The organism is Mesorhizobium sp. M0522, assembly GCF_040321085.1.
GTDB lineage: Bacteria > Pseudomonadota > Alphaproteobacteria > Rhizobiales > Rhizobiaceae > Mesorhizobium.
In genome coordinates this window covers 344,120-357,064 of sequence record NZ_JAMYQW010000002.1, presented here as the reverse complement: position 1 = coordinate 357,064, position 12,945 = coordinate 344,120, and the positions used below count along the sequence as shown (strand labels likewise).

The window sequence follows — 12,945 nt, the reverse complement described above, 5'->3', positions numbered from 1 at the left end:
TAATTCATCCACACAAATTTTGCACACAGGGAGGCAAGCGGATGGTCGGGGTAGGTCTTATCGGCACGGGTTTCATGGGCAAGTGCCACGCCATTGCCTGGAACGCGGTCGGCACCGTCTTTCCCGAAGTGGCCAAGCCAAGGCTGGTCCATCTGGGCGAGGTCAACGAGGATCTTGCCAAACGCCGTGCCAGCGAATTCGGCTTCGCCAAGGCCTCCGGCGATTGGCGCGCTGTCGTCGACGACCCGGAAGTCGATGTCATCTCGCTGACCACGCCGAACCAGTTCCACCCGGAAATGGCCATCGCCATCCTCGAAGCCGGCAAGCATCTGTGGTGTGAAAAACCGATGGCGCCGAGCTTCGCCGAGGCGCAAGCAATGGCTGCGGCGGCCCAAAAGTCCGGCAAGGTGGCCGCGCTCGGCTATAACTATATTCAGAACCCAGCGATCCGCCATATCGGCGCGCTGCTCGACGAGAAGATCATCGGCGAGGTCAACCATCTGCGTATCGAGATGGACGAGGACTTCATGGCCGATCCGGAGGCGCTGTTCTTCTGGAAGCACGAGGCGGCGTCCGGCTACGGCGCGCTCGACGATTTCGCCGTGCACCCGCTGTCGCTCATCGCCGTACTGTTCGGCCGCGTTGCCCGCGTCATGTGCGACATGGCCAAACCCTATGCCGACCGCCGCGTCGCCTCGGGCGGGCGCCGCGCGGTCGAGACCTACGACATCGCCAGCATCCTGATGCATCTCGAAAACGGCATCGCCGGCACGCTGCTGGTCAACCGTTCGGCTTGGGGCCGCAAAGGCCGGATCGCCATCCAGATTTTTGGCTCGAAGGGCTCGATCCTGTACGACCAGGAGCGGATGAATGAGTTCCAACTCTATCTGACGGCCGACCGGCCGACCGAGCAAGGCTACCGCACCATCCTGGTGGCGCCGCATCATAAGCCTTATGACGCCTTCCTGCCGGCGCCCGGTCACGGCCTTGGCTTTAATGATCTCAAGATCATCGAATGCCGGGAGCTGTTGACGCGGCTTGCCGGCAAGCCGGCGCGGATCATCGATTTCGACGAAGGCCTGGAGATCGAGCGCACGGTGCACGCGATGGCGCGCTCGTTCGCGGAACAGCGCTGGATGGAGGTGCGGTAGTAAGCCCCTTCTCCCCTTGTGGGAGAAGGTGGCCGAGCGAAGCTCGGTCGGATGAGGGGTGTTGGACGGATCGCTACAGCAAAGAAATAAGCGCTTCAAATCCCTCAAATTTTCACGCCGAGATCCTTCCGGCACCCCTCATCCGGCTCGGCGCTGCGCGCCGATCCACCTTCTCCCACAAGGGGAGAAGGGACAGGGCCGGCATTGGCTGCCTCAGGCGGCTCCCGGGCGATCGGCGATCATGGCACGTCTCGCCGACCGGCGCCGCTCGACGGCGTCGGCAAGGCCGTAAAGCACCGTCTCGGTGGTTGCCCAGTCGATGCAGCCATCGGTGATGCTCTGGCCATAGACGAGCGGCTTGCCGGGCACGACGTCCTGCCGGCCGGCGACGAGGTTGCTCTCGATCATGATGCCGACGATGCGCTCGTCGCCCGCCGCGATCTGGCCCGCCATGTCAGCCGCCACCAGCGGCTGGTTTTCCGGCTTCTTGCTGCTGTTGGCGTGGCTGACATCGATCATCAGCCGCGGCGCCACGCCGATCCGGCCGAGCTCAGCGCAGGCAGCAGCAATGCTTGCCGCGTCATAATTCGGCACAATACCGCCGCGCAGGATGACGTGGCAGTCCTCGTTGCCGGTGGTCGTCGCGATGGCGCTGCGCCCGCCCTTTGTCACCGCCATGAAATGATGCGGCTGGGCGGCGGACTTCACCGCTTCGGCGGCAATCCGCAGATTGCCGTCGGTGCCGTTCTTGAAGCCGACCGGGCAGGACAGGCCTGACGCCAGCTCGCGATGGATCTGGCTCTCTGTCGTGCGTGCGCCGATCGCGCCCCAGGCGACGAGGTCGGCAATATATTGCGGGGTGGCCATGTCGAGGAATTCGGTGGCCGCCGGAAGGCCGAGATTGTTGACGGCGGAGAGCACGTTGCGGGCCATCCGCAACCCCTTGTCGATGTTGAAGCTGCCGTCGAGGTCGGGATCGTTGATCAGGCCCTTCCAGCCGACCGTCGTGCGCGGTTTCTCGAAATAAACCCGCATCACGATCTCCAGCCGGTCCGACAGGCTTTCACGCAGCGATGCCAAACGGCTGGCATAGTCTACGGCGGCGGCCGGGTCGTGGATCGAACAGGGGCCGACGACGACCACCAGCCGATCGTCGGTGCCGGTCAGCACGGCGTGGATCGCGTTGCGTGACGCGGCAACGGTCCGCGTCGCCGTCAGCGTGCGCGGTATCTCCCGCATCACCTCGTCCGGCGTGCTCAATTCCCTTATTTCTTTGACCCGAAGATCGTCTGTGGTCGTCAACACGGCTTATGCTCCTGTTTGGGAGACCTGCCGGCTGAAACAAAAAAGCCGCCAGGTCTGGCGGCTGTTCGGATATTGTTGCTGCAATCTTCAGATCGAGCGCAATCCTCCCGCCGCCAGCGAGCTCATAAAGTACCAATATGTGGCGGTCAGGTTGATCATGAGGGCTGATATAGTCGATGCGGAGGCGCTTGTCACGTGCCTGGTGAGGAGGAGGTCTACTCCAGCCCATTCGCGATTGGCTGAAGCCCCCCGAACTTCGTCATCCCAGGGCGAAGCAGGAGCGGAGCTCCGTCGCGGAGACCCTGGGATCCATGCCGTTGCCTTGGCCAAGGAGTGCTGCGGAACTAAATTCTGCATTGTAGCGACGCCTAGATGTCACGGCATGGATCCTCGGGTCTGCGCCGCGTCGCTGCGCTCCTTGCTCCGCCCGTGGATAACGAAGTGATGGGCGGCGTTCCGCTAGACTTGCCGGCGTTATTCCGGTGACGCCCCGGCGATGCTCTGATCGTAGTCGACCAGCGACCCGGTCATGACGCCGGACTGCGGGCTGATCATATAGCTGATCAACCGGGCAAGCTGCGCCGGTTTCACCAATTGGCCCATCGGCTGCGCGGCTTCGGCCTTCTCCAACCAGTCCTCCGGCGCGTCGTGCCATTTCTTCTGCACGATCGCCTCGCCCTCGGTGTCCATCCAGCCGGGCAGCACCGCATTGCAGCGGATGCGATTGCCGCGATAGGCATTGGCGACATTCTTGGTGAGTGTCGCCAGCGCTCCCTTGCTCGACGAATAGGGCGCCAGGAACGACTGGCCGCAATGCGCCGACATCGACAGCACGTTGACGATCGAGCCCGGTACCTGGCGCGCCAGCAAATGCGCCACCACGCCCTGCATCAGGAAAAACGGGCCGCGCACATTGGTCTGGAATATCTGGTCGAACAGATCCTCGGAGGTCTCGACCAGCGAGCCGCGAGCCGAGGTGGCAGCGGCGTTGACCAGCGCGTTGACGGTACCAAAATGGCCAATCGCCGTTTCGACCGCACGCTTGCAGTCGGCCACTTTTGAGACGTCGGCGCTGATGAAGATGGCATCGACGCCTGCCCCCTTGAGGATGGCGACAGCCTTGTCGCCCTTCTCCTGCGAGCGGCCGATCAGCGCCAGCGCCCGGCAGCCCTCATCGGCCAGCGCTTCGGCGACGGCAAAGCCGATGCCTTGTGCGCCGCCGGTAACGATGGCGCGTGTTTCGGAATTGCGACCGGCTGAACCGTTCATCGCCTTGCTCCTGTGCTTGATAGTCAGATTGTTTTGTCGAGGCGGACGGTCTTGCCTTCCTTGGCCGATTTCAGCGCCGCATCCGCCAGCCTGAGCGCCACCAGCCCGTCCTTGCCGCTCGGCGCCGCCTTCTTGCCTGACGTCGCTGCCGCAATGAAGGCAGCGATCTCGTTAGCATAGGCGTCGAGATAACGGGTCATGAAGAAATCGTGCAGCGGCGGCCGCGTATAGCCTTTCTCATTGGCCAGTTCGATCGACACCGGCCGCTGGTTCTCGGCCGCAATCATGCCTTTCGAGCCATGCACCTCGATGCGCTGGTCGTAGCCGTAGGTGGCGCGGCGTGAGTTGGAGATAACGCATTGCTTGCCGGAGGCAGTTTCGAGGATGACGCTGACGCTGTCGAAGTCGCCGGCCTCGCCGATCTTCTTGTCGACCAGCACCGAAGCATGCGCGCTGACCGCCACCGGCTCCTCGCCGAGCAGGAAGCGCGCCATGTCGAAATCATGAATGGTCATGTCGCGGAAGATGCCGCCCGAGCGGCCGATATAGTCGAGCGGCGGCGGGCCGGGATCGCGCGAGGTGATTGTCACCATTTCGACAGTGCCGATGGCGCCGTCGTCGATCGCCTTGCGCACGGCGGCAAAATGCGGATCGAAGCGGCGGTTGAAGCCGACCATCAGGGTGGCGCCGGCCTTGTCGACGACAGCCAGGCAACGTTCCACCCGGGCTGCGTCGAGGTCGATCGGCTTTTCGCAGAAAATCGCTTTACCCGCTTTGGCGAAGCGTTCGATCAGATCGGCATGGGTATCGGTCGGCGTGCAGATGACGACCGCATCGATATCGCCGGCCTTCTCGATGGCATCGATGCTGCGCACTTCGGCGCCATAGGCAGAGGCCAGATCGGTCGCCGCCTTCTCGAAGGCGTCGGCAACTGCGACCAGCCTGGCCTCAGGATTGGAACCAACGGCGCGAGCATGAACCTTGCCGATACGGCCGGCACCGAGAAGAGCAAAGCGAAGAGGCATGAAGAATTTTCCTTTGAGGATGGTTCGGAAGGGAGGGCGTGTCAGCGCCTGTGGCTCGGCGTTGGCCGTTACGCCGCAAGTTCCGCCTGCCCGGTCTTGGCGCCGGTGATGTAGGAGACGATATCGTTGCCGTCGGTGTCCTGCTTGCGCAAATTGGCGACGATGCGGCCGCGCCGGAAAACGACGATGCGGTCGACCAGGTCGAACACCTGGCGCATGTTGTGAGAGATCAGGATCAGCGGTTCGCCATTCTCCTTCAGCGTGCGGATGATGTTTTCGACCTGCATCGTCTCCTGCACGCCGAGTGCCGCCGTCGGCTCATCCATGATGATGAGCTTGGAAGCAAAGGTCGCGGTTCTGGCAATTGCTACGCACTGGCGCTGGCCGCCCGACATGTGGCGGATAGTATTGGAAAGATTGGGGATCTTGACCGCTGTCCGGACCAAGGCTGCCTCGGTCGCCTTGCGCATGAACTTGCGATCGAGGATCGAGAAGGGCCCGAGATTGAAAAGCACCCGCTCGCGGCCGAGGAACAGGTTCGACGGCACGTCGAGGTCGTCGGCGAGCGCCAGGTTCTGGAACACCGTCTCGATGCCCGCCTCGCGGGCTTCGATGGGGCCGGCAAAATTCACTTCCTTGCCGTCGAACCACATCCTGCCGCTGGTGCGCTGCTCGACGCCGGTGATCTGGCGTACGAAGGTCGATTTGCCAGCGCCGTTGTCGCCCATGATGGCGACATGCTCGCCCTTGCGCAGCTCGAAGTTGGCACCCTCCAGCGCATGGACGCCGCCATAATACTTGGTCAGGTTTTCGGTCTTCAGGACGATGTCTGACATGATCAAGCCCTCATCGCCCGCAGGCGTTGGCGCCACTGGTCGAGTACGACTGCGCCGACGATGATCACGCCTTTGACCATCTCCTGGTAATAGGCGTCGAGGCGCAGAAAGGTGAAGCCGGAGATGATGACGCCGAAGATCAGCGAGCCGATCACTGTCCCGATAATCGAACCGCGGCCGCCCGACAGCGAGACGCCGCCGATAACCGCCATGGCGATCGCGTCGAGCTCGTACATTACACCCATGCCGGCCTGGGCGGTGAGATTCTTGGAGCTCAGCACCACGGCGGCGAGCGCGGCGAGGACGCCGGCAATGACGTAGACGAGGATCTTGTGGTTGGCGATGTTGATGCCGGACATGCGCGCGGCGTCCTCATTGGAGCCGATTGCATAGCAGTGCTTGCCATATTTCGTGTAACTCAGGATCAGCTGGAACAGCACTGCGAGCGATATGAAAATGATGACCGGCATCAGCCCCTTGCCAATGGCGGCGAAACTCTCGGTCGGAAACGAGATCGGCTGCCCCTTTGACCACCATTTGGCGATGCCGCGCGCGGTGACCATCATGCCGAGCGTGGCGATGAACGGCGGGATGCGCGTGTAGGCGATCAAAGCGCCGTTGACCAGGCCGGCCAGCAGGCCGCAGCCGATCGCGACCAGCACGGGCACGATCACCGGCAGGTCGGTCCAGCCCTGCGCGATGAACATCGCCTTCGGGTTCGGGTTGCCATTGACGGTCGCCACCTGGGCGAAGCTCATGGCTATCATCGCCGTGGCGCCGACGATCGAACCTGAGGACAGGTCGATGCCGCCGGTAATGATCACCTGCGTCACGCCGATGGCAATGATGCCGACTATCGACACCTGCAGGATGATGATCTGCAGGCGCGCTTCGTTGAAGATCGCATCGATATTGTCGCGGGTGTTGAACAGGAAGCTGTCGCCCAGGAAAACCCGGCCGATCAGCTCGAAAGCGCCGACCAGGATGACGAGCGCCAGGAAGACGTTGAATTCGGCCGGCCATGCGCGCCGCTTCGCATCATAGCTGAGCCCGCCGACGCCGTGAGATGTCTGTGCCAATCGTGCTTCCTCCGTCAGCCACGGTCTCCACTCGGCGCTGTTCAGGCCGAGAGGGAAAAAGCGGAGCGGCGCTGTCTTACCTTGGCGCGCCGCTCCGTATCGGACAGGTCCGCCTCAGTTCTTCTTCAGGAACTTGTCGATATTTGCCGGCGTGACCAGCTGGAACGGGATGTAGACCTTGTGCTCGACCTTCTCGCCCTTCGCCAGCTTGAGCGCTGCGTCAAGCGCGCCGGCACCCTGGCCGGCCGCGTCCTGGAACACCGTCGCATCGAGGTCGCCCGCCTGCATCGCGGCAAGCGCATCCTGGGTAGCGTCGACCCCGCCGACGACAACCGACTTCATGTCGATGTTGGCGGCCTTCATCGCCTGGATGGCGCCGATGGCGCTTTCGTCATTATTGGCGATGACGCCGTCGAACGGCTTGCCGGTCGACAGCCAGTTGGTCATCAGGTTCTGCGCTTCTTCGCGCTTCCAGTTCGACGTCTGCTTGTCGATGATCTTGATGAAGCTGCACTCCGGCGTGGCGATCACGTCGTCAATGTCCTTGGTGCGCTGCACCGCTGCCTGGTTCGACAGCTCGCCCATGATCACATAGACGTTGGCTTCAGTCTTGCCGGCCTCCTTGAACAGGCGGCAGACCTCCTTGGTCTCGAGCGTGCCGGAATCGGCTTCGTTCGAGGCGACGAAGGCCTGGTTTTCGGGCAGCGTGTCGACGTTGACCGGCTCGCGATTGACATAGACCAGTGGAATCTTGGCAGCGGCGGCTGCGTCCGACATCGCCTGAGTCGCCGAGGTGTCGACCGGGTTGACGATGATGGCGTCGACGCCTGAGGCGGCGAAGTTCTTGATCTGGTCGAGTTGCTTGGCGACGTCGTTCTGCGCATCCTCCACCTGCAGCTCGACGCCGTCCATGCCCTTGGCCTGTTCAATCATGCCGTTGCGCAGCACTGTGAGAAAATTGTCGTCGAACAACGCCATCGACACGCCGATCTTGGCAGCAAAGGCGGACGAACTCATCAGCGCCGCGAACGCGACGCCCAAAAGCAGTTTTTTCATTTTATTTCTCCTCCACATTGGTGTCCGGCTGCACCGATCTACCCGGAATCCCCGATCTCGCAGGGAATTCTCTCCCGATTGCCGTTTTTAGTTCCGGAGGCATTTGCCTGAAACAGATCTTCCGGAACGAAAGAACCAAAATTCTCAGTTGGTGAAATATTTATTCCATTTCGCTTGGGCGTCAAGCGAGATTTCGCCATGAGGAATGGATTTTCGGCATTTCGAGCGCTTTTAGACGGACGCTAACGCAAGCCAGGCCTGAAAGCGTTCTGATAGATTACATCATGTCTGCCGCCGATGACCGCGACGTCAGATGTTTTCCGGCAGATAAATGTCGAAGGGCAGAAAGGTCTGGCCCGGCGCATTCGCAGCGCCGGTCTCGATGGCATGCGCCATCAGCCCGACAAGCTCGCGGCAAAGCGCCGCCAGTGGCGTCGAGATCACCATGGTCAGGAAATTATCTGCCAGCGCCGCGCGGGAGTCGGGCGTGATCTCGTTGCAGACGACCGCCGGCATCTCAGCCGGCTTTGCCTCCCTCAGCGCCGAGATCGCGCCTTCCATGCCGCCACCGGCGACATAGCAACCGGCGAGATCAGGGTGGCGGGCCAGAAGCTCGATCATTGCATCATGCGTGATCTGGTTCGCTTCCAGATTGACCAACGTCTCGAGGAGAGTGAATTCCGGCGCCTGCTCGCGAAAGAAGGAGCGAAAACCGATCTCGCGAAGCTCATGGCCATGGAAGCGATGGCTGCCGACGAAGAGGGCAACCTTGCCAGGTCTCTTCGCGGCCTTCGAGATCATCCAGGCAGCGGTGCGGCCGACCTTGCGATTGTCCAGGCCAACATAGCCCTCGCGAATACCGGACGCAAAGTCGGAAAGCAGGGAGAACACCGGTACGCCATTGGCTTTGAGAGCCTCGACGGCGACCGTCAGCGTCGGGTGATCAGGCCCGACCAGGGCGACGGCCCTGGATTTGGCGGCCAGCTTGCGCATCCGCTCGACGATCTCGTCCGGCGCCAGCGAAGCGGCGAAGTCGATGGTGGCCACGCCGCGAAAGCGCGGCGACTGCGATACCGCCAGTTCAAGCTCGCGGGCAAATTCACTGTAGAAGACGTCCTCCCGTCTCAACAGCAGGAACCCGAGCCGGTATTCGGGCAATTCATGGCGCATCCGCTGCTTGATCAATCCGGCTGCGTGATAGCCGATGCTGGTCGCGGCCTCATAGACGCGGCGCGCGGTTTCCTCGCGCACCGGCAAGCGGTTGTTCAGCACCCGGTCGACGGTGGCAACGCTGACCCCCGAAATGCGCGCCAGGTCGGTGATCGTCGGCCGTTTCGCCATCGCTGCCTCATTCCACTGTTTGGCCCTTTTACACCATTCTGATGGAAAATGATAGAAACTATCTTTGTGATATTGAGCCTATCAGGGCTCGGCGTTATTTTGAACGCTGACCGAATATGATCGAGGCCTCCGCTATGGTGGATATTGGACTCCGAACCGGGAATACGAGCTCCGCAGCGGCGTCCCGACGCGACTATAGCCTGATCGGCCGCGACGCGAAGCTTGCCGTCGAGAGCGGGCTGGCGGCGGCCGAGTGGTATCACACCGACGTGCCGCGCAAGCAGATGAAGGAGCTGATGCAGCGCTCCGACGGCCCGGCGATCCGCGATACCATCGTCTGGCTCGGCGCCATGATCCTCAGCGGCGCCGGCGCCGCCTGGTTCTGGGGCAGCTGGTGGTGCGTGCCGTTCTTCTTCGTCTACGGCGTCCTCTACGGTTCCTCCACCGATTCACGCTGGCACGAATGCGGCCACGGCACCGCTTTCAGGACGCAGTGGATGAACGACGTGGTCTATCAGGTCGCCTGCTTCATGATCATGCGCAACCCGGTGACCTGGCGCTGGAGCCACACGCGCCATCATACCGATACCATCATCGTCGGCCGCGATCCGGAGATCTCGGTGATGCGTCCGCCCGATCTGCTGCGCGTGGTGCTCAACTTCGTCGGCATTCTCGACGCCTGGCATGCGATGAGCGACATGCTGCGCAATGCAGCCGGTATCGTCAGTCCGGCCGAAAGAACGTTCATTCCCGACCAGGAGCAGCCGAAGGCAATTCGCATTGCCCGCATCTGGACGACAATCTATGCCGCGACCATTGCGCTGGCGCTCTATACCGGCTCGTTCCTGCCGCTGATGCTGGTCGGTCTGCCCAGGCTTTACGGTGCCTGGCACCATGTCATGGTCGGCCTGCTGCAGCATGGCGGCCTGGCTGAAAACGTCACCGATCACCGGCTCAACAGCCGCACCGTCTACATGAACCCGATAAGCCGCTTCATCTACTGGAACATGAACTACCATGTCGAGCATCACATGTTTCCCATGGTGCCCTATCACGCGCTGCCCAGGCTGCACGAACTGATCAAGCACGATCTGCCGACGCCGACATCGTCCATCCTGGCCGGCTACCGCGAGATGATACCGGCTTTCCTGCGCCAGCTGCGCAATGAGGATTATTTCATCAAGCGCGAACTGCCGCCGACGGCGAGGCCCTATCGCGAGGACTTCCACAACGACAACGCTACCGCTGCGGTGGCTGCCGAATGACAAGCCCATGCCGAGGGTGCCAAGTATTGGGGGAGCCGTAGATGAGCGACTGGGTCGAGGCCTGTGACGCCGAGGACATCGACGAAGAGGACGTGATGCGCTTCGACCATGGCGGCCGCACCTTTGCCATCTATCGCAGCCCCGACGACGAGTATTTCGCCACCGACGGGCTTTGCACGCATGAGAAGGTGCATCTGGCCGACGGGCTGGTGATGGACGATATCATCGAATGCCCGAAGCACAATGGCCGCTTCAACTACAAGACAGGGGCTGCCAGGGGCGCGCCGGTCTGCGTCGATCTAAGAACTTATCCGGTCAAAGTCGACGCCGGCAAAGTCCTTGTCCGGATTGGTTGATGATGACGAAGGGAATGGTCATCATTGGCGCCGGCGAATGCGGCGGGCGCGCCGCCCTTGCGCTGCGCGAGCTCGGCTTTAATGGACCGGTGACGCTGGTCGGCGACGAGCCGCATCTTCCCTATGAGCGGCCGCCGCTGTCGAAAGACGCGATGGTTGCCGACGCGCCCCTGCTCAAGGCAATCGCCACCGACGCGATCCTGGCCGAAAGATCGATCAGGCATATCCATTCGGTTCAGGCGGTGGCGATCGACAGCGCGGCGCATGTCGTGCGCCTCTCGGACGGTTCCGTCCTGGCCTACGACAAGCTCCTGCTGGCGACCGGTTCGGTGCCGCGCAAGCTGCCGATGCCGGGCCTTGGTGGGCGCTGCGTCTACCTCCGGACCTTCAACGACGCGCTGGCCATTCGCGCCCATCTCAGCGCCGGAAATCGCATCGCCATCATTGGCGGCGGCTTCATCGGGCTTGAGCTTGCCGCGGCGGCACGCAGACTGGGTGCGGCGGTCACAGTTATCGAGGCGCAGCCGCGCATCTTGATGCGCGGCGTGCCGGCCGAGATCGCTGAGATCATCCATCAGGCGCATGAAGCCGAAGGCGTGAAAATCCTGTGCGGCGAGGGCATCGCCGCCATTGCCGATGATGGCGCCGAAGTGCGCATCGCGCTCGCCGGTGGACACGACATTGTCGCCGATCTTGCCGTGATCGGCATCGGCGCCGTGCCGGTGACCGGACTTGCCGCGGAGGCGGGGCTGACCGTCGACAATGGTGTCGCCGTCGACGCCGAGCTTCGCACCAGCGACCGGGATATCTTTGCCGCCGGCGATTGCTGTTCGTTTCCGCTCGCCATCTATGGCGGCCGGCGCGTGCGGCTCGAAGCCTGGCGCAATGCACAGGAGCAGGGCGCGCTCGCCGCAAGGAATATGCTTGGCGCCGGCGAGTCCCATGCGGCGGTGCCGTGGTTCTGGTCGGATCAGTACGGCCTGACCTTGCAGATCGCCGGCCTGTCGGACGAAGGCCGCAGCATCGTGCGCCGCGACCTCGGCGACGGCGCCTTCATCCTGTTCCACCTCGCCGAGGACGGCAGGCTGGTTGCGGCAAGCGGCATCGGCCCCGGCAACGCGGTCGCCCGCGACATAAGGCTGGCCGAGATGCTGATTGCAAAGCAGGCAAGGCCGGCGCCGGAAGCGCTAGTCTCGCAGGCGGTCAAATTAAAATCGCTGCTGGCGGCTTGATCCGCCGCGTGGATAATTGGCCGAACGCGTTCGGCTAAAACAGCGCTTTCAGCTCCGGCAGCTTGTCGTTGACCAGCCAGCCATAGTAATTTTCCTCGGGCAGCTTTTCCGGCTCGCCCGCAGCGCGGCGCTTGTCGTTCTCGGCTTTCAGCGCATAGGCGCGCTGTTCGGGATTGCCGACATTGTAGAGCGTCGACGTGATGCCGGGATTGCCTGAGATGTCGAAGCCGGCAATGCTTTTATAGGCGTCGATCGACTTCCTTATCGTCGCCGCGACATAAGGCAGTGTCAGGTCAGGGTCCATGATCGTCTTGTAGACCGCATTGGGGTCACCGACGTCGAGTTCCGGCAGGCCGGAAACCTTGTGCACGAGATCGCTCATCTGCAGTGCCGTCAGCGGATTGAGCTGGCCAAGGCCAAAAGTCTGGCCGGCATAATAAGGCTGGAAGAAAGTGGCGCCGAAGCGGTCGTTGGGAAAGCTCTCGCCGTTGACGGTTTTGCCGCGGAACGACCGGTTCCACACCTGTTCGCGGCACTCCCACAGATCGTAGCTGTCGGACTTCCCTGCGCATTTCGCAAATTGCGGCCGTTGCACGAAATCGGTGATGTCCTCGCCATCATAGGCAAAGGAGAGCTTGCTCGACAGATACGAGATCGCCTTGACGTAATAGGTCTGCAGCCGGTCATAGGCATCGACATTATAGGTATGCTCGCCGACGATGGCTCCAACGATATGCATTGGGTCGATGTCATAGGCCGCGGCTGCCTGCTTGATCTTACCGCGCAGCTCGGCATCGTTCTGGAGCAGCGCAAAGACTTTGCGGTATTTCGCCTGGAAGGTGGTGTTGGTCGCCTGGGTGCGCCGGCTCGAAGCGCCCGGTATGTCGGGCTGCTCGGTGTTGCGGTTGCCCGGCGGCACCATCGTTGCCGCTTGCGCGGCGAACATGGCTGCCGCCAGCGTCAGCCCCAAAATGACGAGGATCAGTTTTTTCATGCGCCGCCGCCCAAATAGTCGCCGGCAAACTAGGTA

At 62.3% G+C, this 12,945-nt stretch carries 12 protein-coding genes; 4 read left to right on the top strand and 8 right to left on the bottom strand.

The genetic code is table 11. From position 1 onward, the window contains the following. Positions 1-41 precede the first annotated feature (41 nt). The gene (locus NKI58_RS04430) at positions 42-1,151 is read left to right on the top strand and encodes a Gfo/Idh/MocA family protein (protein WP_352691450.1); all 1,110 of its coding nucleotides are present in this window, start codon (positions 42-44) and stop codon (positions 1,149-1,151) included. A gap of 213 nt (positions 1,152-1,364) precedes the next feature. Here NKI58_RS04430 and NKI58_RS04425 read toward each other — a convergent pair whose 3' ends face one another. From NKI58_RS04425 to NKI58_RS04395, 7 genes are all read right to left on the bottom strand, one after another. Then, the gene (locus NKI58_RS04425) at positions 1,365-2,456 is read right to left on the bottom strand and encodes a 3-deoxy-7-phosphoheptulonate synthase (protein ID WP_352724643.1); all 1,092 of its coding nucleotides are present in this window, start codon (positions 2,454-2,456) and stop codon (positions 1,365-1,367) included. A gap of 474 nt (positions 2,457-2,930) precedes the next feature. Next, positions 2,931-3,725, bottom strand: coding sequence for an SDR family oxidoreductase (locus NKI58_RS04420; RefSeq protein ID WP_023677517.1), 795 nt, complete (start codon positions 3,723-3,725; stop codon positions 2,931-2,933). A gap of 23 nt (positions 3,726-3,748) precedes the next feature. After that, positions 3,749-4,750: an inositol 2-dehydrogenase gene (iolG, locus tag NKI58_RS04415; RefSeq protein WP_352619349.1), complete on the bottom strand. Its 1,002-nt coding sequence runs from the start codon at positions 4,748-4,750 to the stop codon at positions 3,749-3,751. 68 nt (positions 4,751-4,818) lie between these two features. Next, positions 4,819-5,586: an ATP-binding cassette domain-containing protein gene (locus NKI58_RS04410; RefSeq protein WP_254815918.1), complete on the bottom strand. Its 768-nt coding sequence runs from the start codon at positions 5,584-5,586 to the stop codon at positions 4,819-4,821. A gap of 2 nt (positions 5,587-5,588) precedes the next feature. Further along, entirely contained in the window at positions 5,589-6,665 is a 1,077-nt protein-coding gene (locus tag NKI58_RS04405) for an ABC transporter permease (RefSeq protein ID WP_292655972.1), read from the bottom strand. A 114-nt stretch (positions 6,666-6,779) separates the two neighbouring features. After that, the gene (locus NKI58_RS04400; RefSeq protein ID WP_352451673.1) at positions 6,780-7,721 is read right to left on the bottom strand and encodes a sugar ABC transporter substrate-binding protein; all 942 of its coding nucleotides are present in this window, start codon (positions 7,719-7,721) and stop codon (positions 6,780-6,782) included. Positions 7,722-8,030: 309 nt separating this feature from the next. Next, entirely contained in the window at positions 8,031-9,062 is a 1,032-nt protein-coding gene (locus NKI58_RS04395; protein WP_023677522.1) for a LacI family DNA-binding transcriptional regulator, read from the bottom strand. Positions 9,063-9,199: 137 nt separating this feature from the next. On the opposite strand from NKI58_RS04395, the gene NKI58_RS04390 reads away from it, so the two are divergent. The 3 genes from NKI58_RS04390 to NKI58_RS04380 are packed head-to-tail and all read left to right on the top strand — an operon-like array spanning position 9,200 to position 11,915. Then, positions 9,200-10,327, top strand: a complete 1,128-nt coding sequence (locus NKI58_RS04390) for a fatty acid desaturase family protein (RefSeq protein ID WP_352620624.1) — start codon at positions 9,200-9,202, stop codon at positions 10,325-10,327. 41 nt (positions 10,328-10,368) lie between these two features. Next, positions 10,369-10,683, top strand: a complete 315-nt coding sequence (locus NKI58_RS04385) for a MocE family 2Fe-2S type ferredoxin (RefSeq protein ID WP_023677524.1) — start codon at positions 10,369-10,371, stop codon at positions 10,681-10,683. A gap of 2 nt (positions 10,684-10,685) precedes the next feature. Then, positions 10,686-11,915 carry an NAD(P)/FAD-dependent oxidoreductase gene (locus NKI58_RS04380; protein WP_352782288.1) on the top strand — a complete coding sequence of 410 codons (1,230 nt, stop codon included), beginning with the start codon at positions 10,686-10,688 and terminating at the stop codon, positions 11,913-11,915. 34 nt (positions 11,916-11,949) lie between these two features. On the opposite strand, the gene NKI58_RS04375 is transcribed toward NKI58_RS04380, so the two are convergent. Continuing rightward, positions 11,950-12,909 (bottom strand): DUF1402 family protein, encoded by a 960-nt coding sequence (locus NKI58_RS04375; protein WP_352576350.1) that lies wholly within the window; start codon positions 12,907-12,909, stop codon positions 11,950-11,952. Positions 12,910-12,945: the final 36 nt, after the last annotated feature.

What these genes read in the sequence shown, in the direction of transcription:
- NKI58_RS04385 (WP_023677524.1), top strand. Translation starts at nt 10,369, where the DNA reads ATGAGCGACTGGGTCGAGGCCTGTGACGCCGAGGACATCGACGAAGAG.
- NKI58_RS04395 (WP_023677522.1), bottom strand. Translation starts at nt 9,062, where the DNA reads ATGGCGAAACGGCCGACGATCACCGACCTGGCGCGCATTTCGGGGGTC.
- NKI58_RS04375 (WP_352576350.1), bottom strand. Translation starts at nt 12,909, where the DNA reads ATGAAAAAACTGATCCTCGTCATTTTGGGGCTGACGCTGGCGGCAGCC.
- NKI58_RS04380 (WP_352782288.1), top strand. Translation starts at nt 10,686, where the DNA reads ATGACGAAGGGAATGGTCATCATTGGCGCCGGCGAATGCGGCGGGCGC.
- iolG (WP_352619349.1), bottom strand. Translation starts at nt 4,750, where the DNA reads ATGCCTCTTCGCTTTGCTCTTCTCGGTGCCGGCCGTATCGGCAAGGTT.
- NKI58_RS04430 (WP_352691450.1), top strand. Translation starts at nt 42, where the DNA reads ATGGTCGGGGTAGGTCTTATCGGCACGGGTTTCATGGGCAAGTGCCAC.
- NKI58_RS04400 (WP_352451673.1), bottom strand. Translation starts at nt 7,721, where the DNA reads ATGAAAAAACTGCTTTTGGGCGTCGCGTTCGCGGCGCTGATGAGTTCG.
- NKI58_RS04410 (WP_254815918.1), bottom strand. Translation starts at nt 5,586, where the DNA reads ATGTCAGACATCGTCCTGAAGACCGAAAACCTGACCAAGTATTATGGC.
- NKI58_RS04420 (WP_023677517.1), bottom strand. Translation starts at nt 3,725, where the DNA reads ATGAACGGTTCAGCCGGTCGCAATTCCGAAACACGCGCCATCGTTACC.